Source organism: Arthrobacter sp. CJ23 (assembly GCF_024741795.1).
Classification (GTDB): Bacteria; Actinomycetota; Actinomycetes; order Actinomycetales; family Micrococcaceae; genus Arthrobacter.
On record NZ_CP102950.1, the window covers coordinates 2,343,136 to 2,368,102 of the forward strand.

Here is a 24,967-nt window from a genome sequence, read left to right on the forward strand (position 1 = left end):
AAGTTTCGGAAACATTGGGGAATTTTCGGTGCCACGGCCCACTTCGGGCCACGGTATGATATCTGGAGGCCACCAGCGGCATGTGCATCCCCTGAATTTGGACAGCCGCCGCTGCGAGAACACCAGAGCATAGAACAGAGTGACTGCCACCGTGAGCACAACAGATACGCCCATCAACGCGTCCCCCGCCCGGGGGAGCAACGGAATCTCCCGTAAGTTCAAGGCGTATCTTGCCCTCACCAAACCTCGCGTCATCGAACTGCTCCTGGTCAGCACCCTGCCCACCATGATCTTCGCCCAGCGCGGCTTCCCCTCGCTGGGGCTCATCCTGGCCACGCTCGTCGGCGGAGCGTTCGCCGCCGGCAGCGCCGGCGTCTTCAACTGCTACATCGACCGAGACATCGACAAGCTCATGCACCGCACCGAGAAGCGGCCCCTCGTCACCGGTGAAGTGACCCCCCGGGAAGCCCTCATCTTCGGCTGGATCCTGGGCGCGGCGTCCATCGCCATCCTGTGGTTCGGTGCCAACCCGCTCGCGGCCTGGCTGGGACTCGGCGCCATCCTCTTCTATGTGGTCATCTACACGATGATCCTCAAGCGCCGCACGGCACAGAACATCGTCTGGGGCGGAGCCGCCGGCTGCTTCCCGGTGCTCATCGCCTGGGCCGCCGTCACCAACACCCTCGAGTGGCCCGCCGTCGTGCTCTTCATGGTGATCTTCCTCTGGACGCCGCCGCACTACTGGCCGCTGTCCATGCGCTACGGCGAGGACTACCGCAACGCCAACGTCCCCATGCTCGGCGCCATCGCCGGGGCCAAAGTGGTTTCCGTGCAGGTGGTCCTCTACGCCTGGGCCATGGTTGCCTGCTCGCTGCTCATGGTTCCCGTCGGTCGGGCCGGCTGGGTTTACACCATCGCCGCCGTCGCCGCGGGAGCCTGGTTCCTCTACGAGTCCCACGCCCTGTACAACCGCGCCCAGGGCGGCGACGTCTCCAACAAGGGCGCCATGAAGGTCTTCCACGGTTCCATCAGCTACCTGACGCTGCTCTTCATCGCCCTCGCCGTGGATCCGTTCATCGGTTCCCCGCTGGTTGGCTAAGGGCCTCACCAAACAACAACGCGGGGTCACTCCCGGCCCATGCCAACGAGGTGGATGGGCGCGGAGTGACCCCGCGTTGTTGTTTAAGCTGCGGCTACTTGACCGGGCTGAAGCGGGCTATGTCTGCTGCATTCGTGGCGGCGCTCATGAGCAGCGCGGCGCCGAGCATGTGGGCGCCCACCAGGAGCGCCGGGATGCCGTTGTAGTACTGGGTGAAGCCGATGACGGCCTGCAGCAGGGTCACGGCAAGGAGCAGGAACACGGCAGTCCGGAAGATGCCCGGGATGCGCTTGCGGAGCACCAGGTAGAGCGCAAAGAGCGTTCCGGCGGTGATGAGGTAGGCCGGGACGGCGTGGATGTGGGAGAACAGGTCCCAGTCCAGATCGTTGCGGGGCGCGTCGGCGTCGCCGGCGTGCGGGCCGGCCCCGGTCACCACCACGCCGAGCATCACGGCCAGGGCAGAGAACGCGGCGACGGCGGCCATCACCGGCGAAGCAACGCCGGGCAGGGCGGGCAGGGTGCGGTTCATGAAGCGCCCCGCGCGGCCGTAGGCCCGGTTCACCAGCAGGGTGGCGAGGACCACGAGGGCCATGGACACCAGGAAGTGCAGGCCCACCACCCAGGGGTTGAGGTTCGAGAGCACCGTGATGCCGCCGATCACGGCCTGCGCCGGGATGCTGGCGAGCAGCCCCAGCGCCAGCAGGAAGAGGTCGCGGCGTTCCTTGCGGAGGTTCCACAGGTACACCAGCATGGCGACGGCCACCGCGGCCAAGGCGAAGGTCAGGAGCCGGTTGCCGAACTCGATGAAGCCGTGGATGCCCATTTCGGGCGTGTTCACCAGGGAGTCGCTGGTGCACCGCGGCCACGTGGGGCAGCCCAGGCCGGAGGCCGTCAGGCGGACGGCGCCGCCGGTGACCACCAGCACGGTCTGGCCGATGAGGGAGAGCACCGCCAGGCGCCGGATGCTGCTGTTGAGCTGCGTGGGAAGCTTGGCTGCGAGGCGCTGGATGGTTTTCGGGAGGCGGGAAGCCGTGCTCAAAGTTTCTCTCAATTCCAATTGACGGTTCGGGCCCACAACGGGGCTCTCAGTTCCATTTGAACCAGCGGATGGCTGCGGCACCGGCCAGGACCGTCCACAGCACCAGGACAATGACGGCGGGCAGGGGCACAACGCCATGCAGGAAGGCATCCCGCAGCGCCTGGCCCAGTGCCCCCGAGGGCAGGAAGTGCACGATGCCCTGGGCCAGTGCGGGCAGGCGCTCGGCGGGCACCACGATGCCGCCCAACGCCCCGAGCAGGATCCACAGCAGGTTGGTGATGGCCAGGGTGGCTTCGGGCCGTACCGTGCCGGCCACCAGCAGGCCCAGCGCGGTGAATGCCGCGGCGCCCAGGACCAGCAGGGCCAGGCCCGGCAGCCAGCCTTCGGGCCTCGGCTGCCAGCCGAGCATGGCAGCGACGGCGCCGACCACCATGACCTGGAGGGCCAAGACCACCAGCACGGCCAGGATCTTCCCGGCGATCAGGCCGGTCCGTCCGAGCGGCGTGGTGGAAAGGAAGCGCAGCACACCGTAGCGGCGGTCAAAGCCGGTGGCGATGCCTTGCCCGGTGAAGGCCGTGGACATGGCGCAGAGCGCCAGGATGCCCGGCACTGCGACGTCGATGCGGCTGCCGCCCAGGCCGTCCAGAAGCGGCGTGACGGTCAGGCCCACCAGCGCGAGCAGGGGCAGGATGACCGCAAGGATCAGCTGTTCGCCGTTGCGGATCATCGCCAGGGTTTCGTAGCGGCCTTGGAGCAGGATCCGGCGCAGGATGGGCGCTGGTCCGGCGTGTCCGTCCCGGCCTGCCTGCTGGCCGGCCAGTGCGTTGCTCATCGGATGTCCCTTCCGGAGATGTCCAGGAAAACGTCTTCGAGGCTGCGCGCTTCGAGGCGCAGGGAAGCCGGCATGATGTCCCGCGCTGCCCACCATGCGGTGAGCGCGGCAAGGTCTGCCGGGGTCAGGGTGCCCGTGACGGCGTAGCTGCCGGCACGGCTCTCGCTGACAGTGAGGCCCGCGCCGAGGGCGGCGGAGAAATCAAGCCCGGCGGACGCATCGAAGAACAGGGTCCGCTCGGTGATGTCCTCGCCGGTGGAGTGGTCGCCGCTCAGTAGTTCGGCGACGGTGCCCTCGGCGACGTTGTGCCCGCCGTCGATGATGTAGACGTAGTCTGCCAGCCGCTGCGCGTCGTCCATCAGGTGGGTGGTCAGGACGATGCCCATGCCGGAGTCCCGGAGCTCGGCGATCAGTTCGAACACGATCTGGCGGGACTGGGGATCAAGGCCGGCGCTGGGTTCGTCCAGGAACAGGATCTCGGGGTTGCCCACCAGCGCGGCGGCCAGGGCCAGCCGCTGTTTCTGCCCGCCGGACAGGCGCCGGATGTTGGTCCGGCTGAACTGGGAGATGCCAAGCCGCTCCACCAGGAGGTCCACGGACATGGGGTTCCGGTACATTCCGGCGACGTGGCGCAGCAGGGGGATGGGACGGGCCGACGGCGGCAGCCCGCCGTCCTGGAGCATGACGCCGACGCGTGCCCGCAGGGATGCCCCGGCCGTGTCCGGGTCTTCGCCCAGGAGGGAGATACTTCCGCCCGTGCGCCGCTGGAGGCCCTGGGCGCATTCGAGCGTGGTGGTCTTGCCGGCACCGTTGGCGCCCAGGAGCGCGGTGATCTGGCCGCGTTCGGCCACGAGGGAAAGGCCTCCGACCACCCGGAGCATCTTGCCGTCAAGGGAGGCCAGCGGGCCAACATCCTTAATGAGTCCGTCAATAACGAGGACAGGGGAATCGGGGGATCGCACCAGAGTATTCTACGTGAAGTAGTACGGCCGCCGCCGTGGGCGCCTCAGGCCAGCCTTGCCTTACTGGCTGCCAGGATGAAATTACGACATGATTGTGTTGTGTATTCCATGAGCAGCCCTGTTTCCGTGCCGTCCAAGCGGCATGGCGCACTGACGGCCGAGCCCCTTGCGGGCACGCCGGCGCTGCCTGACGCGGAAGACCGCACGCGCGACCGCGTCCTCGGCGCCGTGCTGGAGCATGGCCCGGTCAGTGCCGCCGAGCTGGGGGAGCTCCTCGGCTTCACCCCCGCCGCCGTCCGCCGCCACCTGGACCACCTGGAACGCAGCGGCGTCATTGAGGTCAAGCGCGTGGCCAGGGCCGGCGCGGGCGCCGGGCGTCCCGCCCGCCGCTACGTCCTGAGCTCGCAGGGCCAATCGAAACTCGGCGACGACTACCTCAACATCGCCAGCTCCGCCCTCAGGCGCCTGCAGGAACTGGCGGGCGACGAAGCCGTCCGTGAGTACGCCGTCGAGCGCTTTGCCGACATGGAACGGCGCTACGCGCCGGAAGTCAACGACGCCGGACCGGACATCGCCGAGCGCGCCATGGCGCTGTCCAAGGCGCTCAGCCGCGACGGCTACGTCGCCTCCGCCCACTCCATCGAGGCCAAGGCGCCGCTCCCCGCGGCGCTGTCCAGCATCCAGCTGTGCCAGGGCCACTGCCCCATCCAGCACCTGGCCGCGGAGTTCCCGGTCTTCTGCGACGCCGAGACCGAGGTGTTCTCGCGTCTGGTCGGCGTGGACGTCCGCAGGTTGTCCACGCTCGCCGGCGGCGGCCACGTTTGCACCACCCACATACCTACCGGGCGCCCGGTTGCCAAGGAGCCTGACGGCCCCTCAGTGCAGCCGGACAGCCCGTACCAGGAATCAAACAACCAGCAAGAAAGGCCGTGATGACGGACCAACTAGCAGAGAAAGCGGTAGCTGACGGCACTGTGATCTCGGAGATTCTGGAGAAGAATCCCGAACTGCACGGTATCGGAAACTACGAGTACGGCTGGGCCGACAAGAACGACGTCGGCGCCAACGCACGCCGTGGCATCAACGACGAGGTAGTCCGCGACATTTCGGCCAAGAAGAATGAGCCGGAATGGATGCTGGACCTGCGCCTGAAGGGCCTGAAGTACTTCGACCGCAAGCCCATGCCCACCTGGGGTGCAGACCTCTCGGGCATCGACTTCGACAACATCAAGTACTTCGTGCGCTCCACCGAGAAGCAGGCCGCCACGTGGGAAGACCTTCCGGAAGACATCCGGAACACCTACGAGAAGCTGGGCATCCCGGAAGCAGAGCGCAGCCGCCTCGTCTCCGGTGTCGCCGCGCAGTATGAGTCCGAGGTTGTGTACCACCAGATCCGCGAGGACCTGGAAGCCCAGGGCGTCATCTTCCTGGACACCGACACCGCACTGCGTGAACACCCGGAGATCTTCCAGGAGTACTTCGGCACCATCATCCCGGTGGGCGACAACAAATTCGCCTCGCTGAACACGGCCGTATGGTCCGGCGGTTCCTTCGTGTACGTGCCCAAGGGCGTCCACGTGGACATCCCGCTGCAGGCCTACTTCCGCATCAACACGGAAAACATGGGCCAGTTTGAGCGCACCCTGATCATCGCCGACGAGGACTCCTACGTCCACTACATCGAAGGCTGCACGGCTCCGATCTACACCTCGGACTCGCTGCACTCCGCCGTGGTGGAGATCATCGTGAAGAAGGGCGCCCGCGTCCGCTACACCACCATCCAGAACTGGTCCACCAACGTGTACAACCTGGTCACCAAGCGCGCCATCTGCGAAGAGGGCGCCACCATGGAATGGATCGATGGCAACATCGGCTCCAAGGTGACCATGAAGTACCCGGCCGTCTACCTCGTTGGCGAGCACGCCAAGGGCGAGACCCTGTCCATCGCCTTCGCCGGCGAAGGCCAGCACCAGGACACCGGCTCCAAGATGGTGCACATCGCGCCGAACACCAAGAGCTCCATCATCTCCAAGTCCGTGGCCCGTGGCGGCGGCCGTGCCGCCTACCGCGGCCTGGTCCAGGTCCGCGAGGGTGCCAAGCACTCCGCCAACACTGTGCGTTGCGACGCCCTGCTGGTGGACACCATCAGCCGTTCGGACACATACCCGTACATCGACATCCGTGAAGACGATGTGGTGATGGGCCACGAAGCCACCGTTTCCCGCGTCAGCGAAGAGCAGCTGTTCTATCTGATGTCCCGCGGCATGCGCGAGGACGAGGCCATGGCCATGATCGTGCGCGGCTTCATTGAGCCGATCGCCCGTGAGCTGCCCATGGAATACGCCCTTGAGCTGAACCGCCTGATTGAACTGCAGATGGAAGGATCGGTCGGTTAATGACTGACATCACTACTGAAAAGGCGCGCATCGGCGCGCCCTCGGCCCAGCCGTTCATCGACGGCTTCACCGAGGAAGGCGAGAGCCTCTCGCCGATCAACGCCGGTACGGCGGCAGCGCCGTCGGCAGGTCCGCTCGCCGGGGACTCCGCCAAGAGCCACTCGCACGGCGGCGGCGTCGGCATCCCGGACAGCTCCCGCGCCGGCCGCCTGACCTCCTACCAGCTCGCGGACTTCAAGCCCCTCACGGGCCTGGAGGAAGACTGGCGCTTCACCCCGCTCAAGCGACTGCGCGGCCTCCACAACAGCGTCCTCAACGGCGCGGCCCCGTCCGTCGCCGTCACGGCCCCCGCCGGCGTTGTCGTCGAGACCGTCGGCCGCGATGACCAGCGCATCGGCCAGGCCGGCATCCCGGAGGACCGCGTGTCCGCCAATGCCTGGGAAAACTTCGCCGAAGCGACGGTCGTCACCGTTCCCGCCGAGCTTGAGGCCGAGGACGAAATCTCCGTGCTCGTCACCGGTGCCGGTGAAGAGGCATCCGCGCAGCACATCGTGATTGTTGCCGAGCGCTTCTCCAAGTCCGTGGTGATCCTGGACCACCAGGGCACCGCGGTCGTGTCCGAGAACGTCGAGATCATCGTCGAAGACGGTGCGCAGCTCACCGTCATCTCGCTCCAGGAATGGAACGACAACGCCGTGCACGCTTCCTCGCAGCAGGCCAAGCTGGGCCGCGACGCGAAGTTCAAGCACATCGTGGTCAGCCTGGGCGGCGACCTCGTCCGCGTGACGCCGTCCACCCGCTTCACGGCTCCCGGTGGCGAGGCCGAAATGTTCGGCCTGTACTTTGCCGACGCCGGCCAGCACCTTGAGCAGCGCCTGTTCGTTGACCACGCCGTGGCCAACTGCAAGTCGAACGTCCTGTACAAGGGCGCACTGCAGGGCCGCAACGCCCACGCGGTCTGGGTCGGCGACGTCCTGATCCGCAAGGAAGCCGAAGGCACGGACAGCTACGAGGCCAACCGCAACCTGCTGCTGACCGACGGTGCCCGCGCCGACTCGGTTCCCAACCTTGAGATCGAGACCGGCCTGATCGAAGGTGCCGGCCACGCCAGCGCCACCGGCCGCCTCGACGACGAACACCTGTTCTACCTCATGGCACGCGGCATCCCGGAAGATGTGGCCCGCCGTCTGGTGGTGCGCGGCTTCCTCAACGAGATCATCCAGCAGATCAAGGTCCCGGCTCTCGAAGAGCGCCTGACCGCGGCTGTTGAGCGTGAGCTCGCTGCGAGCGACAACTAACAACGGCCGGGCAGGAAGAAATCCACATGAGCGAACAGCCAAAAGGCGAACTGGTGTGCAACGCCAACGACATTCAGGTCAAGCAGGCGCTGCGCATCCTGATCGATGACTACCCCGTAGCCATCGTGAGGGACTCGATGGGAGAGATCCACGCCATCGGGGACACCTGCTCGCATGCGGACATCTCCCTGTCCGAGGGCGAGATTGAAGGCTGCGCCATCGAGTGCTGGGGCCACGGCTCCCAGTTCGATCTGCGCAGCGGCCAGCCGCTCCAGCTCCCCGCCTACGACCCCGTTCCCGTTTTCGCCGTCACCCTCGATGGTGACGACGTCTACGTGGACGTGAGCAACGTTGTGAACGGCGCCTCGGTAGAGAACTACTGAGATCCATTGCTTGAGAAGTACTGAGACTTACGAACGAAAGAAAGAAGAGCATGTCTACTCTTGAGATCAAGGACCTGCACGTCAGCATTGAGACGGAGCAGGGCACCAAGGAGATCCTGAAGGGCGTCAGCCTGACCATCAAGACCGGCGAGACCCACGCGATCATGGGCCCCAACGGTTCGGGCAAGTCCACCCTGGCCTCCACCATTGCCGGCCACCCGCGCTACACCGTCACCAGCGGCAGCATCACGCTGGACGGCGAAGACGTGCTGGCCATGAGCGTTGACGAGCGCGCCCGCGCCGGTGTCTTCCTCGCCATGCAGTACCCCGTGGAGGTTCCGGGCGTCACCATGACGAACTTCCTGCGCACCGCCAAGACCGCCATCGACGGCGAAGCACCGGCACTGCGCACCTGGACCAAGGACGTCAAGGCCGCCATGGCGCAGCTGCGCATCGACGCCGACTTCGCCCAGCGCAACGTCAACGAAGGCTTCTCCGGCGGTGAGAAGAAGCGCGTGGAAATCCTGCAGCTCGAGCTCTTCAAGCCGAAGTTCGCCGTCCTGGACGAGACCGACTCCGGCCTGGACGTCGACGCCCTCAAGGTTGTCTCCGAGGGCGTCAACCGCGCCCACGAAGGCGGCAACATGGGCACGCTGCTCATCACGCACTACACCCGCATCCTGCGCTACATCAAGCCGGACTTCGTCCACGTCTTCGTTGACGGCCAGGTTGTCGAGGAGGGCGGCCCCGAGCTGGCCGACCGTCTCGAAGAAGAGGGCTACGACCGCTACGCCACCGGCGCCGGCGCAGCCACCATCGCCGCAGCTGCACAGGCCTAGTTAGGACCCGCCATGACCGATACCAACACGGCGCGCACCAGCCTTGAGGACGTCGAGGAGGCACTCAAGGACGTCATTGACCCCGAACTCGGCGTCAATGTGGTTGACCTTGGCCTGCTGTACGGCCTGAAGTACTCGGACGACGACGGTGCCCTGCTGATCGACATGACGCTGACGACGGCGGCCTGCCCGCTGACGGACGTGCTCGAAGAGCAGGTGGGCAAGTCCCTCGACGGAGTCGTGGACGACTGGCGCCTCAACTGGGTATGGATGCCGCCATGGGGTCCGGAACGGATCACCGACGACGGCAAGGACCAGATGCGGGCCCTCGGCTTCAACATCTAGGTCCCCACCGCCTCCCTAGCCTCGCTTCGCTTCGGCCAGGGAACCCTCGGCGGCGGAGGCCCCTGACGTGAAACGGCGGGTGCCCGGCTCATATGAGCCAGGCACCCGCCGTCGGCGTATCCGGGCCGTATCGGCTAGGGCGCCGCCACCCCGAAGGTGTCGCACTTGTTGATGTCGCCGGTGCTGTAGCCGGTGTAGAACCACTTCTGCCGCTGGGCACTGGAACCGTGCGTCCAGGATTCCGGGGACACCCGGCCAGTGGCGGCCGCCTGGATGCGGTCATCGCCCACGGCCGAGGCGGCGGACAGGGCGTCCTGCAGGTCCTTCTCGGTCAGTGGGTCAAGGAACGGCCGGCCGCTCTGCGGATCCTTCTGGGTGGTGGCGTACCGGACCCAGAGGCCGGCGTAGCAGTCGGCCTGGAGTTCAACCCGCACGGCGCCTGACTGTGGCCCCTGCGGGTCCTGCTGGGCGAGGTCGAGGTTGCCCAGGACGTCCTGGACGTGGTGGCCGAATTCATGGGCCACCACGTATTCCTGGGCCAGCGGCCCTCCGGAAGAACCGAAGCGGGTGACGAGTTCCTCGAAGAAGCCGGGGTCGAAGTAGGCGGTGCTGTCCGCCGGGCAGTAGAAGGGCCCCACGGCGGTGGAGGCGGGACCGCATCCGGTGTTCGTGGCCCCGCTGAACAGCACAGTCCTGGGGCGCGGGTATTTGACGTTGTAGTCGGCCAGGTACGCCGGCCAGAAATTGTTGAGGCTGTTGGCGGTGCCGGTGATGCGGCAGTCCAGGCGCTGGTCGGCGTCGGCGCCGGTCCTGCATTCCTGGGTGCCGCCGCTGGAAGCGCCGCTTCCGACGGCGGGTGGCTGGCTTCCGCTGCCGGCGAGGCCTTCGATCAGCTGGGGGTTGGTGATCCCCAGGAGTGCCAGCAGCAGGACCACGATGCCGCCGCCAATGCCGCCGCCGATCTTGGTTCCGCGCCGCATGCCGCCGCCACGGCGGTCCTCCACCTGGGATGGGTCCAGCTGGACCCCGTCATTGAAACTCATATTGCCACGATAGCCGTCACGGAGCAGACCGGAAGGCAAGGCTGCCGGTAAAATCAATCCAATGCCATTCCTGGACAAACTTCAGCTCTGGGCCGATGAGCGCCCCCACGACACCGCCGTCGTAGTGGGCAGCAGCCGGCTCAACTGGGGCGGTCTCCGCGACGCCGCAACGCAGCGGCTGCGCGCCACCACCGCCACCACCATCCTTGCCGAGCCCAATTCCCTGTCCTTCGTGGAGTCCTACGCTGCGGCGGTTGCCGGCGAACGGCGCTGTGCCGTGCTGGACTCGCTGTGGCCGCAGCCCATGATCGACGACGTCCGGGACCGCATCGGCGGGCCTGCCGGCGAAGCGGGCGGGGAACTGGCGGACGGCGATCCGGCGTCGACGTTCCTGATCGGCCTCACCTCGGGAACCACCTCCGTACCGAAGGCCTTCACCCGTTCCAGGCAGTCCTGGCAGGCGTCCTTCGACGCCTCCATCGAGTTTTTCGGCCTGACACCGCAGGACCGGACCCTTGCCCCGGGGCCGCTCTCGGCAAGCCTCAACCTGTACGCCCTGTCCGAGTGCCTTTACGCCGGGGCCGCGTTCCACACCCTGGAATCGTTCGACGTCGGCGAGGCCCATGCGGCCATCAGCCACGACGGCATCACCCGGCTCGTGCTGGCACCCACCATGCTGCGCCTGCTCAGTGAACGCGGCCTGGCCGGCGGTGTGGACGCCTCGGGCATCAACAGCATCATCTGCGCCGGTTCCAAACTGGATGCCCGCACCCTCGAGGCCGCACGGCGCTGGGCGCCGCACGCCGCCATTTTCGAGTACTACGGTGCCTCCGAGCTCAGTTTCGTCTCGGGTACCCGGCTTGCCGCAGGGGAACCGCTCGACGCCGGCGGCACCGGCATCGGGAAGCCGTTCCCCGGCGTCGAGCTGAAGATCCTGGACGACTCGGGCGCGGAACTGGCCGACGGCGAACACGGCAACATCAGCGTCCGCAGCGGCATGGTCAGCAACGGCTACCTGTGGGGCGACGACGGCCAGGCGCTGAGGTGCTTCGACGGCTGGTACACGGTAGGGGACCAGGGCTACCTGGACCACGGTGTCCTGCACATCCTGGGCCGCCGCTCGGACATGATCATCACCTCCGGCAAAAACGTCTACCCGCACGAGGTGGAGCTCGCGCTGGCTTCGGTCCCGGGGATCTCGGCGGCCGTCGCCGCCGGTGCCGTGGACGACATCCGTGGCCAAAAGGTGGTGGCAGGGGTGCTGCCCGCCTACGGGGCGGTCACCGCCACGCAGCTGAGGACCGGCCTGGACGGACTGCTCGCCCGCGACAAGCGGCCCCTGCAGTACTTCGCCCTGTCCGAGCTTCCCATGACGGACCGCGGCAAGGTCAGCCGGAAGGTGTTCCTCGACTGGATCAAGAACCATGATCCCCGGGCCAAACCCCTTGCCTAGCGTGGGCCCGGTTTGGGACGACACTGCCCCCGTGCCGGGCCGTGACGCCGCATCGCGCCAGCCCGTCATCATCGCGGCACTACGCACCCCGATCTGCCGCGCCAACGGCCAGCTCAAGTCACTGCGCGCCCACGATCTGCTGGCACCCGTGCTGGCGGCGCTCGTGGAGTCCACCGGGATCGATCCGGCCGGGGTCAGCGACGTCGTGATCGGCAATGCCGTGGGCGGCGGCGGCAACGTGGCCAGGTTCGCGGCGCTCCAGGCAGGAATGCCCGCCAGCGTCCCGGGCCTCACCGTGGACCGGCAGTGCGGATCGGGCCTGGACGCCATTTCCCTGGCCGCGCGCCTGGTGGCCGCCGGCGGGGATCCGGTGTTCCTGGCCGGCGGAGTCGAAAGCATCAGCACCGCCCCTGCCCGTGCCGACCGCAACGACGACGGCGGGCTGGAGTTCTACACCAGGGCCCGCTTCGTGCCGCCCTCCTTGGGTGATCCGGACATGGGCGTGGCCGCCGAAAACGTGGCCCGCGAATTCGGGGTGACCCGCAAACGGCAGGACGAGTACGCCCTGCGCAGCCATGGCCGGGCCGTGGCTGCTGCCGGGGCCGGGGTCTTTGCAGGCGAGACCGTGGCGCTTGAGGCCTCCGGCAAGACGGTCGATGCCGACGACGGCCCCCGGGCCTCGCTGAAGCCGGCGCTCATGGCCCGCTTCCCGGCCGCCTTCGTGGCCGGCGGAACCGTCACCGCCGGAAACTCCTGCTTCGACGCGGACGCCGCCTCCGCCGTCGTGGTTACCTCCCTCAAACGCGCCCGGGAGCTGGGTGCGGCGGACGGGCTGCTGGTTCTGGGCTGCGACACGGCAGGTGTGGACCCCACGCTGCTGGGCATCGGAGCCGCCCTGGCGGCGCGGCGGCTCCTCGCAGCCCACGGCGTGGAGGCGGCACAGCTCGATCTCGTGGAGTTCAATGAGGCATTCGCCTCGCAGACGATCGCCTGCATGGACGAGCTGGGACTTGATCCGGAACGGGCAAACGCCGACGGCGGGGCCCTCGCGTTCGGGCATGGTTACGGTGCGTCCGGTGCCGTGCTGGTGACCCGCTTGCTCGCGCAGGCCCGTGCTGCGCACAGTGCCACGGGAGCGGAGAGCCTGGCCCTGGCGATGATCAGCATTGCCGGCGGCATGGGTACCGCGGCCCTGCTGCGGTATTCGCGCCTCTGAGGCTGCCGGACTCAGTCCTCGGCTTCGCCCAGGCCTCGGGCGGCCAGCGCGTCACCGGTCTGGCGGGCGTAGGCCACCGTGGTGATGAACACCGGCAAGACCAGTGCGCGCGGATTGCGTTCCAGGCCGCGGGCCCGTGCGGAATCCCTGACGTCGGAGAAGGCGCCGGCAATGAACGGGATGCTGCGCAGCATCACTGCGATGGTGAGGGCAAAGCGTTCGGGGTCGGCGCCGAAGCGCTTGAGGGGCTTGGCCAAGGACACCACACCGTCCAGCAGGTCCTGCACCGGGGTAGTGGCCGTCAGCACGGACGCCGCAACCACGCACACCAGCACGTTGAGCACGATCCTGGCCGCGGTGGGGCCGCCCAGCTGCCACCACTGGAACAGGCCAATGACAATGAGGATCGGCGCCACCATCCAGACCGCCCGCCACAAACGGCCTGCCCCGGCTCCGGTGAGCAGGAACAGGCCGCACATCACGGCCAGCACGGCTGCGGACACCAGCCAGTCGACGATCAGGAACGAGGCCGTCCCGCAGCCGGCCACCAGCAGGAACTTCAGCCAAAGCGGCGTCCGGTGGACGACAGAGTTGCCACGGACGTAGTTGGCGATCAGGAAGCCGTGGCCCCTCATGGCCTGTGCACGCCTTCCGGAACTGCTTCGAGCCCGGCGGCGCACAGCGCGCGGTACCGGGCCACGGCCTCGGCCGCTCCGCCGTCGAACACTATCCGGCCGTCGTCAACCACCAGGACGCGTTCCATGTCCAGCGCGAGCTCGAGGTCGTGGGTGGACATGATGATCTGCTGCTCCAGTCCGGCGAGCGTGCGGCGCAGGAGTTCGCGGTTGCGCAGGTCCAGCAGCGTGGACGGCTCGTCGAGCACCAGAACCTTGGGATCCACTGCCAGGACGGCGCACAGTGCCAGGAGCTGGCGTTCGCCGCCGGAGAGCTCGTAGATGCTCTGGTCCGCCAGGCGCAGCAGCCCGAAACGGTCCAGCACGGCCTCGGCGCGGGCGGCGCGTTCCCGGCCATTCTTGATCGAGCGGCGCAGGGAAAGCTCCACATCTTCACGGCCGGTGGGCATGACCAGTTGCGACAGGGGATCGGTGAACACGAATCCCACCTGGCCGCGGACGTGCCGCACTTCGGACGCAGTGTCGGATCCGTTGACGGTCACCGTGCCCTCGCTCGGCTCCACGAGTCCGTTCAGGAGCCGCAGCAGGGTGGACTTCCCGGAGCCGTTGGCCCCGATGACGCCGATTCTGCGTTCCGTGAGTTCAAGTGAGACGTCCTGCAGCAGGGTCTTGGCCGTGTGGCTGCCGTCGACCGCCACACGCACCGCGACCCCGTTGAAAATGATGGTGTTCATGTACCGATTGTTCCTGCCCCGGAGCCTGCCGCTGAAACCGACCCCGCGCTAGCGCAGCTGCCGGACGCGGCGGACCAGGACGTCCGGGAACGCCTTGTGGAGCGATACGGCAATGACGGACGCCAGGAAGCACTTCAGGATGTCCCCCGGGTAGTAGGGGAGGTCCGCCAGGAAGGCCTTGGTGAAGTCCAGCTTGCCGTTGACCATCATGCCCAGCACGCCCAGGCCGTGGACCAGGACAACGGTGCCCACCAGGGCGGCAAGGAACAGGAAGACCGTGCGGTACTTGGCGGTCCTGCGGATCACGACGCCGGCCAGCCAACCCGCCGCGGCGGCGGCCAGCGGGAACCCGATGATGTAGCCGGCCGAGGGGGTGGCCAGGATGCCCGGTCCGCTGCGGCCGCCGCTGAAGATCGGGAGCCCGGCCAGGCCCAGGAGGAGATAGAGCCCGACGGCGGCGAAACCGCGCCCGCCGCCCAGCACCAGTCCGGTCAGTACGACGGCGAGCAGCTGCAGGGTGATCGGCACGCCCAGGGCGCCGACGGGGATTCCCGGGATGAGCGCGGAAGCGGCCACGAGGGCGGCGAAGACGGCGATCAATCCAAGGTCGGTGGCGCCCCAGCGGGTGCGGGAGGCCGCGCGCGGTGCGGCTGCGGTGTCAGGCTGGCTCATGACAGGTCCTATCGGGAAGTGCTGTGAAGGGTGTGGAATTGCGGAACTGCTTTCCCCTGACTCCGAGAATACGGAGGAACAACAGGGGACATTTTGGAGGGTCCCTACAGTTCTGCTGCCGGGTCTTCTCAGGCCGGAGACAAAAGCGGCTTCCGGAAGGGCCGTTCGGGACTCGGGGCACGCCGATGCTGGTCAGGTGCCGGGCAGCCGGTAGACTTGACTAGGCCGTTCTCATGGCCGAATCCGCCGCACATACCGGGCCAACCGGTTCAGCAGGCGTTCCCCATTGAAAGGCATCACCCGAATTGATTACCGTCCAGGACCTTGAACTCCGCGCCGGCGCACGCCTGCTCATGGACCAAGTCAACTTCAGGGTGGACAAAGGGGACAAGATCGGGCTCGTCGGCCGAAACGGTGCCGGCAAGACCACTCTCACCCGGGTTCTCGCAGGCGAAGGCCTTCCGGCCGGCGGCAAGGTAACCCGCAGCGGCGAGATCGGCTACCTGCCTCAGGATCCCCGCACCCCGGACATGGAGCAGCTCGCGCGCGACCGCATCCTCTCCGCCCGCGGCCTGGACGTCGTCGTCGGCAAGCTCAAGAAGGCCCATGAGGAAATGGCCAGCGGCGACGCCGCTGTGCAGCGCAAGGCCATGAACCGCTATGACCGGCTCGAAGCCGAGTTCCTGGCCGGTGGCGGCTACGCCGCCGAGGCCGAAGCCGCCGCGATCTCCTCCAACCTCGCCCTGCCGGACCGGCTGCTGAACCAGCCGTTGAAGACTCTTTCCGGCGGCCAGCGCCGCCGTGTGGAATTGGCGCGCATCCTGTACTCGGACGCCGAGACCCTGCTCCTCGACGAACCCACCAACCACCTCGACGCCGACTCCATCACCTGGCTGCGGGAGTTCCTGAAGAACCACCAGGGCGGGCTGATCGTGATCAGCCACGACACCGAACTGCTCGAGGCCACGGTTAATAAGGTGTACCTGCTGGATGCCAACCGCGCCCAGATCGACTACTACAACATGGACTGGAAGCGCTACGTGCTCCAGCGTGAAACGGACGAGCGCGCCCGCAAGCGCGAACGCGCCAACGCCGAGAAGAAGGCCCAGGTCCTGATCGACCAGGCCAACAAGATGCGTGCCAAGGCCACCAAGGCCGTTGCCGCCCAGAACATGGCCAAGCGCGCCGAGCGGCTCCTCAGCGGGCTGGAGGCCGTGCGCGAAAACGACCGCGTGGCAGCCCTGCGCTTCCCGGATCCCTCGCCCTGCGGCAAGACCCCGCTGACCGCCGAAGGCCTCAGCAAGTCCTACGGCTCGCTCGAGATCTTCACGGACGTGGACCTGGCCATCGACCGCGGCTCCAAGGTGGTCATCCTGGGCCTCAACGGTGCCGGCAAGACCACCCTGCTGCGCATGCTGGCCGGCGTGGACAAGCCGGACACCGGCGAGATCATCCCAGGCCACGGCCTCAAGGTGGGCTACTACGCCCAGGAGCACGAGACGCTCGACGTCGAGCGCACGGTCCTGGAGAACATGCGCTCTTCCGCCCCGGACATGAAGGACGCCGAAGTCCGCGGCATCCTCGGTTCGTTCCTGTTCTCCGGCGATGACGTGGACAAGCCCGCCGGTGTGCTCTCCGGGGGTGAAAAGACCCGCCTGGCCCTCGCCACGATTGTCGCCTCCAGCGCCAACGTGCTGCTGCTGGACGAACCCACCAACAACCTTGACCCGGCCAGCCGCGCCGAGATCCTGGGCGCCCTGAAGAACTACAGCGGCGCCGTCGTCATGGTCAGCCACGACGAAGGAGCCGTCTCGGCACTGAACCCGGAACGCGTCGTGCTGCTGCCGGACGGCGTCGAGGACCACTGGAACGAAGACTACCTGGACCTGATTACGCTGGCGTAGGCCGCCCGGGCTCGCCTTCCGCTGCGCGCCGCGCCCGATTTGCCGCGTGCTCGCTCGTACTCCCCACCGTCTCCCTAGCCTCGCAAGCTCGGCCAGGGAACCCTGACGGCGTGGGCCCCCGCTTGGACGCACGCTACGCAAATCAAACGCGTCCCTCCGCTGGCGGGCACGTCACCCTTGCGGGAACTAGCGGACCTGGAGTTCTTCGGCGTTGGTGATTTTTCTGAGCTGCTCGTAGCTGATGCTGAACATTGAATTGTGGTCTCCGGCGCCTGCCCAGAGGATCTCGTGGTCCTTGAGGGACTCGTCCAGGAGGGTCCTGAGCTTCTCCGGGTGGCCTACAGGCGCCACTCCTCCTACTTCCTGGCCGGTGTGTTCCAGGACGAAGGTGGGGGAGGCCCGGCGGATCTTGCTTGCGCCCAGGAGCCCGGCCACGAGTGCGGTGTCCACTTTCGCTGCGCCGCTGGCAAGAATCAGCAACGGGCCGCCGTCGAGTTCGAACACCAAGCTGTTGGTGATTGCTGCGACGTCGCAGCCCAGCACCGAAGCCGCGGCTGCCGCCGTCGGGACCGCGTCCTCGAAGATCCGGACGGTGTCCGCGGCGCCGGCCCGGGTGAGCGCGGCCTTCACATTGAGAACGGGAGCGGGGATCATTCAGTATCCTTGGGCATCCAGAATTGCGTCTTCCTCTTCCTCGGACGTGGGCCGCTTGCCCTTCCGTGCCGGCGGCGTCCGGCGGCGCGGTGGCGCGCCCGCCGCGGGGATATCCTCGCCGTCATCGTCCTCGGCGTCGATGGCCGCATTCCGGGCCTGCTGGCGCGCCGCGTAGCCGAAGCCGATGAACATCAGGACGCCGAACGCGAACCACTGCAGCGAATAGGACAGGTGCGTGCCCTCCTCCGTGGCAGGTTTGGGGAACGCCGCCGGCATGGGCTCCACGGCAGGCGTCTCGCTGGCGATCTGGCCGTAGGCGCCGGTCTGCAGCGGATAGTCCAGTTCGGCGGCGAAGCCGGGCAGGTCGATCGAGGCCAGCTGGCCGTCGACGGCGCCGCGGTCCAGCTTGGGTTCGGACGGCTTGAGGCGGGCCACCACGGTGACCTCGCCCGCGGGAGGTGCCGGCACGACGTCGGGGTGTCCCGGCGTGTTGTTGCCGATGGGCAGCCAGCCGCGGTCGATCACCACGGCCTCGCCGGTGGCCAGGCGGAAGGGAACCACGACGTCGTAGCCCGGCTGCCCGTTGAGCGGCCGGTTCCGTACGACCCGCTGTCCGGCGACGTCATAGTGCCCGCGCAGCTCCACCTGGGTCCATTCACGTTCTGGATCCAGGCCGGCGAACTGCTCCTTGACGTCAGCAAAAGGAACGGGAGCGGCGGAGTAGTTGCTGACCACGCGGTTGATTTCGGCGAGCGTCTCGGCCCGGCGGTCCATCTGCCAGCGGCCCAGGAAAACGCAGGCCGTGGCGAAGATGAGCGCCAGCACAAAGTAGCCCAGCCATTTGCTGGAGAACAGAAAACGGTACATTCAGCCGGCTCCGCCCGTGCCGGCGGTGGCGTCTGCCCCGGCCGTGGCGTCGAAGGGGATGGTGTCCTTCCAGAGGTCCCGGGTCTGCAGGTAGTCCTCCAGCCATTCCCGGTGTTCCTGGCACGCGAGCCAGACCTTGCGGCGTTCGGGGGTGTGGATACGCGGGTTGTTCCACAGCAGCTGCCAGTCCGCGCCGGAGCGGCAGCCCTTGCGGGAGCAGAGGGCTTCGGAGGGGGTTCCGGGCGCACGCCCGTCCTCCTGGCTGCCCGGTCCCAGGCCGCCAAGGTTGAAGATGTTCATGAAGCTGCCCGTTCCTCGCCGCTGTCTGTGTCCCGGTGTGTGCCGGATTGCTGTCTGCCGGACCGGTTTGTGGCCTGGTTTGTGCCCGTTCCGTCCGTGCCCGCGCCGCCGTCGGGATCGTCGTCGTCGACCAGTTCGCCCTCCAACACGGTCACCGGCGGGGTCTCAGGGGCCGGTGTCGCCGCCGTGGAACCTTCGATCTCGACCGCCGGAACGTAGTCCAGCAGGGCATCGCTGTGGACTTCTGCCTTGTCGCTGCCGTTGGCGATGACCACGGCGATCCACGGCAGGAACACGGCGCCCGCCACGGCGATGATCTTGAACCAGCCGTCCACCACGAAGATCAGGACGATGCACACCATGCGGATGCCCATGGCCACGGCGTACTTGATCATGCGGTCCCGCATGTCGTCCGAGTGGGCAGCCGCGGCGTCGGTGATGCTGTGGACTTCGGGGTCGCTTGAAACCGCGTCCGGATCCCCGGGCACTTGCTGCAGGGGACTGTTCTCTCGTGTCACGGCTGAATCATCACGCTCCAATAAGGCTCCCCTCAATTCTCTCACCAACGGCAGGGCCGCCCAAACCACGCGGGACGCGGCTACCGGCACGTTGCCATGGCTGGCGGCTAAGATCAAAGGCAGGAAAATCCCTCTTTCACCGCGGCACAGGCGTGCCGCAGAATCCGGAGCCACAGCATGTCTGAAGCAGTATCCACCGGCCGCAGCGTCCTCATCACCGGCGGCAACCGCGGAATCGGCCTCGCTATCGCGGAGTCCTTCCTCGCCAACGGCGACAAGGTGGCCGTGACGTACCGCAGCGAATCCGAGCTCCCGGCAGGCATCCTGGGAGTCCAGGCCGACGTCACGGACGAGGCCTCGCTGGACGCAGCCTTCAAGATCGTCGAAGAAGCACACGGCCCCGTGGAGGTCCTCGTGGCCAACGCGGGCATCACCAAGGACACCCTCCTGCTGCGCATGAGCGAGGACGATTTCGCCTCGGTCATCGACACCAACCTCACAGGTGCCTTCCGCGTCATCAAGCGCGCCTCCAAGGGCATGATCCGCCTGCGCAAGGGCCGCGTGGTCCTGATTTCCTCGGTCTCCGGCCTCTACGGCGCTCCGGGCCAGATCAACTACTCGGCGTCCAAGGCGGGCATGGTGGGCATCGCCCGCTCCCTGACCCGTGAACTGGGCAGCCGCGGCATCACGGCGAACGTGGTGGCACCGGGCTTTATCAACACGGACATGACAGCGGCCCTTCCGGAGGACACGCAGAAGGCCTACTTGGCCAGCGTCCCGGCGGCCCGCTTCGCCGAAGCCTCCGAGGTCGCGAACGTGGTCCGCTGGATCGCCAGCGACGAGGCCGCCTACATCTCCGGCGCGGTCATCCCGGTGGACGGCGGCCTGGGAATGGGCCACTAGATCTTTCCGGCACCGGCGGCCAACCAGGTCGCCAGGCGTTTTTTGTGGGTCACGGACAAAGGCAATGCCCTTGCCCGCTGGCATGATGGTTCCTGAACCCACAGTATTTTGGATGTTTTGAACAAAAGGAGCTCGAATGGGACTGCTGGACAACAAGACCGCGATCGTCACCGGTTCTTCACGCGGAATCGGCGCAGAGGTAGCCAGGATCCTGGCAGGCGAGGGCGCTGCCGTCGTCGTCAACTACCGCCAGAAGGCGCCTCGCGCCAACAAGGTCGTGGCGGACATCCAGGCTGCCGGCGGCCGCGCCGCAGCAGTGGGCGCTGACCTCACCACCGCGGAGGGCGTGCACGCCCTGGCCAGCACCGCCATGGAGGAATTCGGTTCCCTCGACGTGCTGGTGCTCAACGCATCCGGCGGCATGGAGTCGGGCATGGAGGCGGACTACGCCCTCAAGCTGAACCGCGACGCCCAGATCAACATGCTCAACGCCGCCGTGCCGCTCATGCCGGAAGGTTCCCGCGTGGTCTTCGTCACCAGCCACCAGGCGCACTTCGTGGACACCGTGCCCACCATGCCCGAATACGAACCGGTTGCCCGCAGCAAGCGCGCCGGCGAAGTGGCTCTGCGTGAGCTGCTCCCCAATCTGGCCGACAAGGGCATCTCCCTGGTGGTGGTGTCCGGCGACATGATCGAAGGCACCGTCACGGCTACGCTCCTGGACCGCTCCAACCCGGGCGCCATCGAGGCCCGCCGCACCGAGGCCGGCAAGCTCTACTCGGTGGAGGAGTTCGCCGCGGAGGTCGCCAAGATGGTGACTGCCGACGTCGAGTCCGGCCACACCGAGTACGTCGGCGGCGCCGACTACTTCGGCAAGACCGCCGAGTAACGTCCGCAGCAACATAAAGGAGCGGCCCGGGACATCAGTCCCGGGCCGCTCCTTCGTGTCTGCTGCCTTGCGTGGGGCCGGATCAGACTCCGGCGATGTGCCGGACGGCGTCCAGGTACGGCATGTTGATGGCGGCATCCGCCACGGCGCGGACGGCGGGCTTGGCGTTGAAGGCGATCCCGATCCCTGCCGCTCCCAGCATGTCGAGGTCGTTGGCGCCGTCGCCCACGGCGATGCTGTGCTCCAGGCTGATGCCCTCGGCGGCAGCCCATTCGCGGAGGTACTTTTCCTTCGCGGCCCGGTCGATCACGGCGCCCAGGACCTTGCCGGTCAGGACGCCGTCGACGATTTCCAGTTCGTTGGCGATCCAGTAGTCCAGGCCGAGCTGACCGGCGATCGGGCCGAGGATCTGGTTGAAGCCGCCCGATACGACAGCCACCACGTGGCCTGCGGCCTTGAACGCGGCCACCAGTTCGGCGGCGCCCAGGCTGAGGCGGACTTCCTCGCGCACGGAGTCGACGACGGCGGCGGGCAGCCCGGCCAGCACGGCCACGCGGGCGTGCAGGCTTTGGGCGAAGTCCAGTTCGCCGCGCATGGCGGCTTCGGTGACGGCCGCGACTTCCTCGCGTTTGCCGGCGTGGGCGGCGAGCAGTTCGATGACTTCCTGCTGGATGAGGGTGGAGTCGACATCCATGATGAGGAGCTTGCGCGGCGCCCCGCGCAGACCGGCAGGAACGATCGCGGTGTCCACGCCCTCGCCTGCGGCGTCGGCTACGCGACGGCGGATCTCCGCGAGGTCCGCAGCGGTGCCGCCGTCGACGGCCAGGCCGATCGTGTAGACCCCGAACCGCTCATCGCCCGAGCGGGCCTCGGACGTGAAGGAGGCCCCCACGTCGGAGAGCACCTTGCGCAGGTGTTCCAGCTCCACCGGGGACAAATTCACGCCATAGCTGACCGCAGCCAAGTTCGAAGTCATGTCCCCAATCCTATCGAGCGCGGCACGCCGCCCCGAATTCGTTTCGCCGCCCCCGGGCACCGCCGGATCCGGTTATCAGTCACGCTGCTTTTTGTCCTAGTGTCTACTCCTATGAGTGATGTTCTTGAATTGGCTTCCGTCAGCGTTGTCCGAGGTACCAAGACTCTGCTGGACAAGGTCGACTGGCAGGTCAATGAAGGCGAACGCTGGGTCATCCTCGGCCCCAATGGAGCCGGCAAGACCACTCTCCTCCAGATTGCGGCGGCCCGCCTGCACCCGAGTTCCGGCACCGCCGGCATCCTCGACGAGACGCTGGGCCGCGTTGACGTCTTTGAACTGCGCCCCCGCATCGGTCTGTCCTCTGCCGCACTGGCGACCCAGATCCCGGAACACGAAAATGTGCTCAACGTGGTGGTGACCGCGGCGTACGGCGTCACCGGCCGCTGGCGCGAAGGCTACGAGCGCGACGACGAACGCCGCGCCTTCGGCCTGCTCAACGAGTGGGGCATGGGCCCGCTCCTGAACCGCTCCTTCGCTTCCCTGTCCGAAGGCGAACGCAAGCGCGTCCAGATCGCCCGCGCCCTCATGACGGACCCCGAACTCCTCCTGCTAGACGAGCCGGCAGCCGGTCTGGACCTGGGCGGCCGCGAGGAACTCGTGCACCGGCTCAGCGAATTGGCCCACGACGAGGACGCACCCGCCATGGTCCTGGTCACCCACCACCTCGAGGAAGTCCCGCCGGGCTTCACCCACGCGATGCTGCTGCGCGACGGCGGCGTGGTGGCCGCAGGCCCCATAGGCGACGTCCTGACCGCCGACCACCTCAGCACCACCTTCGGGCTGCCCCTGGACGTGACGGAGAGCTCCGGCCGATACACGGCCACCGCCCGCCGCTAGCCGCCGCGCGTCTTATTGTGGAGATCCTCAACGGCGTCATCATCTTCTTTGCCGGCCTCTGGGCTGGAACCATCAACAGCGTGGTCGGTTCCGGCACCCTGGTGACCTTCCCCGTGCTGATCGCCCTGGGCTATGCGCCCGTGACGGCCTCGATCAGCAACGCCATGGGGCTGGTGGCCGGGAACGCCTCCGGGGCCTGGGGCTACCGCCATGAACTCAAGGGCCGCGGCCGCCAGTTGCTGCGGCTGCTGCCTGCCTCGATTCTGGGCGGCATCACCGGGGCCTGGCTCCTCCTGCACCTGCCGGAGAAGGTGTTCCACTATGCCGCGCCCATCCTGATCGTGCTCGCACTGCTCATGGTGGTTTTCCAGCCGAAGCTGCAGCAATGGGTCCGCGACCGCGCCGAAAACCCGGAGCACGCCCTCCACGACAAAGGCCACGGCGCCATCCTGGTGCTCCTCGTCTTCCTGGCCGGCATCTATGGGGGCTACTTCGTGGCTGCCCAGGGCATCCTGCTGGTCGGCATCCTGGGCGTCTTCATGACCGGGACCATCCAGAACGCCAACGCCATGAAGAACATCCTCGTGCTGGCCGTCAACATTGTGGCTGCATGTTCCTATCTGCTGTTCGCCTTCGGCCGGATCGAATGGCCCGTGGTGGGCCTCATTGCCGTCAGTTCGCTCATCGGCGGCGTGGTCGGTTCCAAAGTGGGCCGGCGCCTCAAGCCCGTGGTGCTCAGAACGGTGATCTTCGCCCTGGGCCTGGTGGCCCTCGGCTTCATGATCGCCAATCTGCTGAAATAATCACCCGGTGACCTTCCACTACCTCGAAACCGCCGATGACCCGCGTGTGGCCGACTACACGCGGCTGACCGACGTGCACCTGCGCAAGCTCCGTGAGCCGGAGGAAGGCATGTACATCGCCGAATCCTCCCGGGTGCTCCGCCGGGCCCTGGCTGCCGGACACCAGCCCCGCTCCTTCTTCCTGGCCGAGAAATGGCTGGAGGACCTCGACGACGTCTTCCAGGACTTCCCGGACGTGCCCGTCTACATCGGCAAGGCCCAGCTCCTGGAAGAGATCACCGGATTCCACCTGCACCGCGGCGCCATGGCGGCGATGCACCGCCCGGCCCCCGTGCCGCTGGCGGAACTCCTGGCCGGCGCACAGCGCGTCGCCGTGCTCGAGGACATCGTGGACCACACCAACGTGGGCGCCATCTTCCGCTCCGCAGCGGCCCTCGGCGTGGACGCCGTGCTGGTCTCGCCGCGGTGCGGGGACCCCCTCTACCGGCGCAGTGTGCGCGTCAGCATGGGCACGGTCTTCCAGGTCCCGTGGGCGCGGCTGGACAGCTGGCCCGGCGCGCTGGAAGAACTCAGGGCGCAGGGCTTCACCGTGGCCGCCATGGAACTCACGGACGACGCCGTGGACCTCGACGAGCTCGCCGCCCGGAGGATCCCGCGGCTTGCCCTGGTGCTCGGCACCGAAGGCGCCGGCATGAGCGCCGAGACGCTCGCCGCCGTCGACCTTGCCGTGAAGATCCCCATGCGCGCCGGCGTCGACTCCCTCAACGTGGCAGCCGCCTCGGCGGTGGCGTTCTGGGAACTGCGGCCGCAGGACTGAGCACCCGTTTCCCGGACCCGCCGAACAGCAGGCGTGTTCGTGGGGCGCTGCCGCTTCGGCTATGATTGATTGTTGGCCCGGCACCTGGCAATCGTTCTGAACGGCAGGCGCAGGACCACTCCCATTCATACCTGGCAGCTGGCAAAATCCAGTTGCGTGAACAAAGGTCCCATTATGAAGTCTGATATCCACCCGAAGTACGAAGCTGTTGTTTTCAACGACCTGGCTTCCGGCGTTAAGTTCCTGACCAAGTCCACCGTGTCTTCCTCGAAGACCATCGAGTGGGAAGACGGCAACACCTACCCGGTTATCGACGTCGAAATCTCTTCGGAGTCCCACCCGTTCTACACGGGCAAGCAGCGCATCATGGACTCCGCAGGCCGTGTCGAGCGCTTCAACGCTCGCTTCGCGGGCTTCGGCAAGAAGTAATACACTTCACCCAAGCGTTTCGCGAGTGCCCGCATTGCCGGATTATCCGGCAATGCGGGCATTT

The 24,967-nt window shown here is 67.2% G+C and carries 28 protein-coding genes; 16 read left to right on the forward strand and 12 right to left on the reverse strand.

Annotated elements, in window-relative coordinates; all coding sequences use genetic code 11:
* Window positions 1–139: 139 nt before the first annotated feature.
* Window positions 140–1,099, forward strand: coding sequence for a heme o synthase (locus NVV90_RS10310; protein WP_258437220.1), 960 nt, complete (start codon window positions 140–142; stop codon window positions 1,097–1,099).
* Window positions 1,100–1,193: 94 nt separating this feature from the next.
* On the opposite strand, the gene NVV90_RS10315 is transcribed toward NVV90_RS10310, so the two are convergent.
* From NVV90_RS10315 to NVV90_RS10325, 3 genes are read right to left on the reverse strand one after another with little or no spacing between them, the layout of a single operon-like run.
* The gene (locus tag NVV90_RS10315) at window positions 1,194–2,138 is read right to left on the reverse strand and encodes a heme A synthase (protein WP_258437221.1); all 945 of its coding nucleotides are present in this window, start codon (window positions 2,136–2,138) and stop codon (window positions 1,194–1,196) included.
* Between the two features lie 46 nt (window positions 2,139–2,184).
* On the reverse strand, window positions 2,185–2,970 hold the full coding sequence (locus NVV90_RS10320; RefSeq protein ID WP_258437222.1) for an ABC transporter permease: 786 nt from the start codon (window positions 2,968–2,970) through the stop codon (window positions 2,185–2,187).
* Window positions 2,967–3,932, reverse strand: a complete 966-nt coding sequence (locus tag NVV90_RS10325) for an ABC transporter ATP-binding protein (RefSeq protein WP_258437223.1) — start codon at window positions 3,930–3,932, stop codon at window positions 2,967–2,969. The genes NVV90_RS10320 and NVV90_RS10325 overlap by 4 nt, the downstream gene beginning before the upstream one ends.
* Window positions 3,933–4,040: 108 nt before the next feature.
* Between NVV90_RS10325 and NVV90_RS10330 the strand changes: the two genes are divergently transcribed.
* Genes NVV90_RS10330 through NVV90_RS10355 form a run of 6 tightly spaced genes read left to right on the forward strand, consistent with a single transcriptional unit; the run spans window position 4,041 to window position 9,193 of the window.
* Complete coding sequence (locus NVV90_RS10330; protein ID WP_258437224.1) at window positions 4,041–4,865, forward strand: metalloregulator ArsR/SmtB family transcription factor; 825 nt, start codon at window positions 4,041–4,043, stop codon at window positions 4,863–4,865.
* Window positions 4,865–6,328: a Fe-S cluster assembly protein SufB gene (gene sufB / locus NVV90_RS10335; protein WP_207616897.1), complete on the forward strand. Its 1,464-nt coding sequence runs from the start codon at window positions 4,865–4,867 to the stop codon at window positions 6,326–6,328. Before NVV90_RS10330 ends, sufB begins: the two co-directional genes overlap by 1 nt.
* Complete coding sequence (gene sufD / locus NVV90_RS10340) at window positions 6,328–7,626, forward strand: Fe-S cluster assembly protein SufD (RefSeq protein ID WP_258437225.1); 1,299 nt, start codon at window positions 6,328–6,330, stop codon at window positions 7,624–7,626. Before sufB ends, sufD begins: the two co-directional genes overlap by 1 nt.
* Before the next feature lie 26 nt (window positions 7,627–7,652).
* Window positions 7,653–8,009: a non-heme iron oxygenase ferredoxin subunit gene (locus NVV90_RS10345; RefSeq protein WP_258437226.1), complete on the forward strand. Its 357-nt coding sequence runs from the start codon at window positions 7,653–7,655 to the stop codon at window positions 8,007–8,009.
* Window positions 8,010–8,059: 50 nt separating this feature from the next.
* Entirely contained in the window at window positions 8,060–8,848 is a 789-nt protein-coding gene (gene sufC / locus NVV90_RS10350) for a Fe-S cluster assembly ATPase SufC (RefSeq protein ID WP_258437227.1), read from the forward strand.
* 12 nt (window positions 8,849–8,860) lie between these two features.
* On the forward strand, window positions 8,861–9,193 hold the full coding sequence (locus NVV90_RS10355) for a metal-sulfur cluster assembly factor (RefSeq protein WP_207616901.1): 333 nt from the start codon (window positions 8,861–8,863) through the stop codon (window positions 9,191–9,193).
* A gap of 134 nt (window positions 9,194–9,327) precedes the next feature.
* Here NVV90_RS10355 and NVV90_RS10360 read toward each other — a convergent pair whose 3' ends face one another.
* The gene (locus NVV90_RS10360) at window positions 9,328–10,236 is read right to left on the reverse strand and encodes a neutral zinc metallopeptidase (protein ID WP_258437228.1); all 909 of its coding nucleotides are present in this window, start codon (window positions 10,234–10,236) and stop codon (window positions 9,328–9,330) included.
* 61 nt (window positions 10,237–10,297) lie between these two features.
* Here NVV90_RS10360 and NVV90_RS10365 point away from each other — a divergent pair, with 61 nt between their 5' ends.
* Window positions 10,298–11,689 carry a class I adenylate-forming enzyme family protein gene (locus NVV90_RS10365; RefSeq protein ID WP_258437229.1) on the forward strand — a complete coding sequence of 464 codons (1,392 nt, stop codon included), beginning with the start codon at window positions 10,298–10,300 and terminating at the stop codon, window positions 11,687–11,689.
* Window positions 11,661–12,905: a thiolase family protein gene (locus tag NVV90_RS10370; protein ID WP_396125300.1), complete on the forward strand. Its 1,245-nt coding sequence runs from the start codon at window positions 11,661–11,663 to the stop codon at window positions 12,903–12,905. The genes NVV90_RS10365 and NVV90_RS10370 overlap by 29 nt, the downstream gene beginning before the upstream one ends.
* A gap of 11 nt (window positions 12,906–12,916) precedes the next feature.
* On the opposite strand, the gene NVV90_RS10375 is transcribed toward NVV90_RS10370, so the two are convergent.
* Genes NVV90_RS10375 through NVV90_RS10385 form a run of 3 tightly spaced genes read right to left on the reverse strand, consistent with a single transcriptional unit; the run spans window position 12,917 to window position 14,946 of the window.
* Complete coding sequence (locus tag NVV90_RS10375; RefSeq protein WP_258437231.1) at window positions 12,917–13,540, reverse strand: energy-coupling factor transporter transmembrane protein EcfT; 624 nt, start codon at window positions 13,538–13,540, stop codon at window positions 12,917–12,919.
* On the reverse strand, window positions 13,537–14,274 hold the full coding sequence (locus NVV90_RS10380; RefSeq protein WP_258437232.1) for an energy-coupling factor ABC transporter ATP-binding protein: 738 nt from the start codon (window positions 14,272–14,274) through the stop codon (window positions 13,537–13,539). The genes NVV90_RS10375 and NVV90_RS10380 overlap by 4 nt, the downstream gene beginning before the upstream one ends.
* Window positions 14,275–14,322: 48 nt before the next feature.
* Window positions 14,323–14,946, reverse strand: a complete 624-nt coding sequence (locus NVV90_RS10385) for a biotin transporter BioY (RefSeq protein WP_258437233.1) — start codon at window positions 14,944–14,946, stop codon at window positions 14,323–14,325.
* 305 nt (window positions 14,947–15,251) lie between these two features.
* On the opposite strand from NVV90_RS10385, the gene NVV90_RS10390 reads away from it, so the two are divergent.
* Window positions 15,252–16,850, forward strand: coding sequence for an ABC-F family ATP-binding cassette domain-containing protein (locus NVV90_RS10390; protein WP_258437234.1), 1,599 nt, complete (start codon window positions 15,252–15,254; stop codon window positions 16,848–16,850).
* Window positions 16,851–17,036: 186 nt separating this feature from the next.
* Here the strand turns inward: NVV90_RS10390 and NVV90_RS10395 are convergent, their stop codons facing one another.
* From NVV90_RS10395 to NVV90_RS10410, 4 genes are read right to left on the reverse strand one after another with little or no spacing between them, the layout of a single operon-like run.
* Window positions 17,037–17,504 (reverse strand): YbaK/EbsC family protein, encoded by a 468-nt coding sequence (locus tag NVV90_RS10395; RefSeq protein ID WP_258437235.1) that lies wholly within the window; start codon window positions 17,502–17,504, stop codon window positions 17,037–17,039.
* Window positions 17,505–18,371 (reverse strand): SURF1 family protein, encoded by an 867-nt coding sequence (locus tag NVV90_RS10400; RefSeq protein ID WP_258437236.1) that lies wholly within the window; start codon window positions 18,369–18,371, stop codon window positions 17,505–17,507. It abuts the gene before it with no gap.
* The gene (locus NVV90_RS10405) at window positions 18,372–18,671 is read right to left on the reverse strand and encodes a hypothetical protein (RefSeq protein ID WP_258437237.1); all 300 of its coding nucleotides are present in this window, start codon (window positions 18,669–18,671) and stop codon (window positions 18,372–18,374) included. It lies immediately after the preceding gene.
* Window positions 18,668–19,189 carry a DUF3099 domain-containing protein gene (locus NVV90_RS10410; RefSeq protein ID WP_396125301.1) on the reverse strand — a complete coding sequence of 174 codons (522 nt, stop codon included), beginning with the start codon at window positions 19,187–19,189 and terminating at the stop codon, window positions 18,668–18,670. Before NVV90_RS10410 ends, NVV90_RS10405 begins: the two co-directional genes overlap by 4 nt.
* 177 nt (window positions 19,190–19,366) lie before the next feature.
* Here NVV90_RS10410 and fabG point away from each other — a divergent pair, with 177 nt between their 5' ends.
* Both fabG and NVV90_RS10420 read left to right on the forward strand, forming a co-directional pair.
* Complete coding sequence (fabG, locus tag NVV90_RS10415; RefSeq protein ID WP_258437239.1) at window positions 19,367–20,092, forward strand: 3-oxoacyl-ACP reductase FabG; 726 nt, start codon at window positions 19,367–19,369, stop codon at window positions 20,090–20,092.
* Between the two features lie 136 nt (window positions 20,093–20,228).
* Window positions 20,229–20,981: an SDR family oxidoreductase gene (locus NVV90_RS10420; protein WP_258437240.1), complete on the forward strand. Its 753-nt coding sequence runs from the start codon at window positions 20,229–20,231 to the stop codon at window positions 20,979–20,981.
* Between the two features lie 82 nt (window positions 20,982–21,063).
* Here the strand turns inward: NVV90_RS10420 and serB are convergent, their stop codons facing one another.
* The gene (gene serB / locus NVV90_RS10425; protein WP_258437241.1) at window positions 21,064–21,957 is read right to left on the reverse strand and encodes a phosphoserine phosphatase SerB; all 894 of its coding nucleotides are present in this window, start codon (window positions 21,955–21,957) and stop codon (window positions 21,064–21,066) included.
* Window positions 21,958–22,068: 111 nt separating this feature from the next.
* Between serB and NVV90_RS10430 the strand changes: the two genes are divergently transcribed.
* The 4 genes from NVV90_RS10430 to NVV90_RS10445 all read left to right on the forward strand — a co-directional run bounded on the left by NVV90_RS10430 (window position 22,069) and on the right by NVV90_RS10445 (window position 24,903).
* Window positions 22,069–22,854 (forward strand): ABC transporter ATP-binding protein, encoded by a 786-nt coding sequence (locus NVV90_RS10430; RefSeq protein ID WP_258437242.1) that lies wholly within the window; start codon window positions 22,069–22,071, stop codon window positions 22,852–22,854.
* 17 nt (window positions 22,855–22,871) lie between these two features.
* Entirely contained in the window at window positions 22,872–23,657 is a 786-nt protein-coding gene (locus NVV90_RS10435) for a sulfite exporter TauE/SafE family protein (protein WP_258437243.1), read from the forward strand.
* Between the two features lie 7 nt (window positions 23,658–23,664).
* A complete protein-coding gene (locus NVV90_RS10440) occupies window positions 23,665–24,474 on the forward strand; it encodes an RNA methyltransferase (RefSeq protein ID WP_258437244.1) in 810 nt (269 codons plus the stop codon).
* Between the two features lie 174 nt (window positions 24,475–24,648).
* The gene (locus NVV90_RS10445; RefSeq protein WP_207616918.1) at window positions 24,649–24,903 is read left to right on the forward strand and encodes a type B 50S ribosomal protein L31; all 255 of its coding nucleotides are present in this window, start codon (window positions 24,649–24,651) and stop codon (window positions 24,901–24,903) included.
* Window positions 24,904–24,967 lie beyond the last annotated feature (64 nt).